The following is a 4,544-nucleotide window of genomic DNA, read 5'->3' on the forward strand; positions in this document are numbered from 1 at the left end:
GACCTGCCGACCTACGTCTTCGACCGGGAGCGGTACTGGCTGCAAGCTGCCGACGGCACCGGCGACGTGACGGCGGTCGGGCTGGACCGGTCCGATCACCCGTTGCTCGGCGCGACCGTGCGGGTGGCCGGCGGGGACAGTTTCCTGTTCACCGGCAAGCTTTCCGCCAAGAACCAGCCATGGCTGACCGACCACCGGGCCGGCGGCGTGATGGTGCTGCCCGGCACCGCCATGGTCGATGTCCTGGCCCATGCCGGGCTGCTCGTGCACACGCCGGTGATCGAGGAGCTGACCATCTCGTCACCGGTGGTCGTGCCGGAGACGGGCGGCGCGGATCTGCAGATCGCCGTCGGGGAACTGATCGACGGCCGGCGCACGGTCCGGCTCTACACCCGCGGCGACGGTTCGGGGGAGTGGACCGAACACGCGGCGGGCACGGTGGCCGAGGCTCGCCTCGGCACGTTCGGATCGACGGATCTGACCGCGTGGCCCCCGACGGGGGCGAGCCCGGTCGACCTGGACGGGTTCTACGACAAGGTGACCATGTCCTATGGCCCGTCGTTCCATGCCGTGCGTGCGGCCTGGCTGGACGGCGAGCGGGTCTACGCCGAGATCGAGCTGCCCGAGTCCGCGGTCGACCGGGATACCGACGCCTACGGGCTGCACCCGGTCGTGCTGGATGCCGCCTTCCATGTTCTGGGCGTGTCGGGCTTCTTCGCCGATCCCGACCAGCCGAGGCTGGCCTTCTCGTGGTCGGGCGTCCGACTGCACGCCACGGGCGCCCGCGCACTGCGGGTGGTGCTGGCGCAGGCCGGCCCGGACGCCATCTCGATCGCCGCCGCGGACGACTCGGGCGCGCCGGTTGTCGACATCGACAGCGTTGTCGTCCGGCCGGTCGCGTTGGAACGCCTTGGTTCCGGCGCCGCGCACGGTGATCACCTGTACGAGGTCGACTGGGTTCCGGCCGCGGCGGGCGCCGACGTCGGGGACTGGGCGTACCTCGAGGAGCTCGGCGACGAGACACCGTCGACGGTGGTGCTGCGCGTGGACAGCGGCGACCCGACGCTGCCGGTTCCCGATCGCGTCCACGCGACCGGCCTTCGGGTGCTGCGCACTCTCCAGGAGTGGCTGGCCGACCCGCGCCGCGCCGACGCCCGGCTCGTGGTCGTCACCGTGGCCGACGACCTCGTGCAGCAGGCGCTGCACGGCCTGGTGCGCACGGCGCAGTCGGAGAACCCGAACCGGTTCGTCCTGCTGGAGACGACTTCCCCGGATGAGTTGGGCATCGGCCTGTCGATCGTGGACGAGCCCCACGTCGCGGTTCGCGACGGTGTCGTGCTGGTGGCCAGGCTCAAGCGGGTGCGGGCGGCGTCGCGCGCCGGAGAATCCACGCTGCGCGGTGGGACGGTGCTGGTCACCGGGGCCACCGGCGGCCTCGGTCGGCACCTCACGGAGCACTTGGTCCACGCCCACGGCGTAGCTGAACTCGTGCTCGTGACCCGTTCCGGCGCGGACGAGACGTGGGTGGCGGAGCTTCGAGCCGCCGGCACGTCTGTCCGTGTAGTCGTCGGTGACGCCGCCGATCGCACGGTGATGACCGGTGTCGTCGAGTCCGTTGTGGACAGTCTGACCGCGGTCGTGCACGTCGCCGGCGTCGTCGACGACGCCGTGATCGCCGAGCTGACCCCGCGCCAGTGGGACGACGTGTTGCGCGCCAAGGTCGACGCGGTGTGGCTGCTGCACGAACTGACCAAGAACCTCGATCTGGCCGCGTTTGTCGTCTACTCCTCGGCGTCGGCCACCTTCGGCGGCGCGGGGCAGGGCAACTACGCCGCGGGCAACGCGTTCCTCGACGGCTTCGCCCGGCACCGCCACACCATCGGCCTGCCCGCGGTGTCGCTGGCGTGGGGCCTGTGGGCCGAAGAGGCCGGCATGCGCGGCCGATTGAGCGATGTCGACGTGGCCAGGATGGCGCGCAACGGCACACTGCCGCTGTCCACGGAACAAGGGCTCGCGCTGTTCGACGCGGCGCTGGAGTCCGACCGGCCGGCGTTGGTGCCGATCCGCCTCGACCTGGCCAAGGTGCGTGGCTCCGCCGAGATGCCCGCGCTGCTGCGGTCGCTGGCCCCGCCCGCCGCGCGGCGAGCGGTGAACCGGGGGCAGGGCGGCGACGAGTCGCTCGTGCGTCGGCTGTCCGGCCGGACCGTGCGGCAGCAGGAGGAACTGCTGCTGGAGCTGGTCCGCGCGAATGCCGCCGGCGTGCTCGGGCACGCCGCGGCGGACGCGATCGACGCCCAGCGCGCGTTCAAGGAACTGGGCTTCGACTCGCTCACCGCGGTCGAGCTGCGCAACCGGCTCACCGAGAGCACAGGTGTCCGCCTGCCGGCCACGCTCGTGTTCAACTACCCGACACCGCAGGACCTCGCCGCCCACCTGCGGGTCCAGCTGCTCGGGGACACCGCGCATGCGCCGGTCGTGGCGACCAGGACCGCGGCGGCGCAGGACGAGCCCATCGCCATCGTGAGCATGGCCTGCCGGTTCCCCGGCGGTGTGTCCACACCGGACGAACTGTGGGATCTGGTGGCCACCGGCGGCGACGCCATCAGCGGCCTGCCGACCGACCGCGGCTGGAACCTGGACGACATCTACGACGCGGATCCCGACACCCCAGGCAAGACGTATGTGCGTGGCGGCGGTTTCCTCGACGGTGTCGCCGACTTCGACGCGGGCTTCTTCGGCGTCTCCCCCCGTGAGGCGTTGGCGATGGATCCGCAGCAGCGGCTGCTGCTCGAGGTGTCATGGGAGGCGTTCGAGCGGGCCGGTCTCGACCCGGCTTCGCTTCGCGGCACCGACGTCGGCGTGTTCGTCGGCACCCACGGTCAGGACTACGGCTCACAGGTCGTCGCCGACCAGATGGACGAGGGCTATCTCGTCATCGGGAAGGCCGGCAGTGTGTTGTCGGGGCGCGTCGCGTACACGTTCGGCCTCGAAGGGCCGGCGATGACCGTGGACACGGCGTGTTCGTCGTCGTTGGTGGCGTTGCACCTGGCGGTTCAGGCGCTGCGCAACGGCGAGTGCTCGATGGCGCTCGCCGGCGGTGTGTCGATCATGACCACGCTGGACGGCGTGATCGGGTTCAGCCGGCAGCGGGGGCTGGCCGCCGACGGCCGGTGCAAGTCCTTCGCCGACAGCGCCGACGGTTTCGGCATGTCCGAGGGCGGGGCGGTGCTGCTGGTCGAGCGCCTGTCGGATGCGCGTCGCCGGGGTCACGAGGTGTTGGCGGTTGTTCGTGGTTCGGCGGTGAACCAGGACGGTGCGTCGAACGGTCTGACGGCGCCGAATGGTCCTTCGCAGGAGCGGGTGATTCGGTCGGCGTTGGTGTCGGCGGGTTTGTCTTTCCGTGACGTGGATGTGGTGGAGGCGCATGGGACCGGGACCACGTTGGGTGATCCGATCGAGGCGCAGGCGTTGTTGGCGACGTACGGCCAGGATCGGGATGTTCCCTTGTGGTTGGGGTCGGTGAAGTCGAACATCGGGCACACGCAGGCGGCTGCCGGTGTTGCTGGTGTGATCAAGATGGTGTTGGCGATGCGGCACGGTGTGCTGCCGAAGACGCTGCACGTCGACACGCCGTCCTCGCACATCGACTGGTCGGCCGGTGCGGTCGAGTTGTTGACGGAATCCCTTCCCTGGATGGTGGATCGGGTCCGGCGGGCCGGTGTGTCGTCGTTCGGGGTGAGTGGCACCAACGCGCACGTGATCGTGGAGCAGGCCCCGGCGGTCGCCGCCGAGCCGGCGGCTTCGGTCTCCGTTCCCGCTGTGCCGCTGTTGCTGTCGGGCAGGTCGGCGGCGTCGGTGCGCGGGGTGGCCGGTCGGCTGGCGGAGCGGTTGTCGGAGGTGTCGTTGCTGGATGCGGCTGCGACGCTGTCCGGTCGTGCCGTGTTCGGTCACCGCGCGGTGGTGGTGGCGTCGGACGAGGCCGAGGCGGTGGCCGGTCTGCGTGAGCTCGCCGCGGTGTCCGGCGGTGGTGCGGTGACCGGCAAGACGGCGTTCGTGTTCCCGGGGCAGGGTTCGCAGTGGCTGGGCATGGGCGCTCAGCTGTTCCTGGAGTCGGAGGTGTTCGCCGCCCGGTTGCGGGAATGCGCGGAGGCGCTGGCTTCGGTGGTGGACTTCGATGTGCTGGCGGTTATTCGCGGTGACGTCGTGGATGTGGACGTCGAGCGGGTGGATGTGGTGCAGCCGTTGTCGTTTGCGGTGATGGTGTCGTTGGCCGCGGTGTGGGTGTCTTACGGTGTGGTGCCGGATGCGGTGGTGGGGCATTCGCAGGGTGAGATCGCGGCGGCGGTGGTTTCGGGTGCGTTGTCGTTGGAGGACGGCGCCCGCGTGGTCGGATTGCGGTCTCAGCTGATCGGTCGTGTGCTGGCCGGCCGTGGCGGCATGATGTCGGTCGCTGTTTCGGCGGAGCGGATCGGTGAGTTGTTGTGTGATGGCGTGGAGTTGGCCGCTGTCAACGGTCCGGAGTCGGTGGTGGTCGCCGGTGATGT

Annotated in this window: 1 protein-coding gene; it reads left to right on the top strand. The window is 70.5% G+C overall.

Features of this window, described 5'->3' with window-relative positions; all coding sequences use genetic code 11:
* Positions 1–4,544: SDR family NAD(P)-dependent oxidoreductase (locus AB0M73_RS49595; protein ID WP_363907185.1), on the top strand; the 4,544-nt coding region annotated here is incomplete at both ends.

Origin of the sequence: Kutzneria sp. NPDC051319 (assembly GCF_040682195.1) — a bacterium.
Classification (GTDB): Bacteria; Actinomycetota; Actinomycetes; order Mycobacteriales; family Pseudonocardiaceae; genus Kutzneria.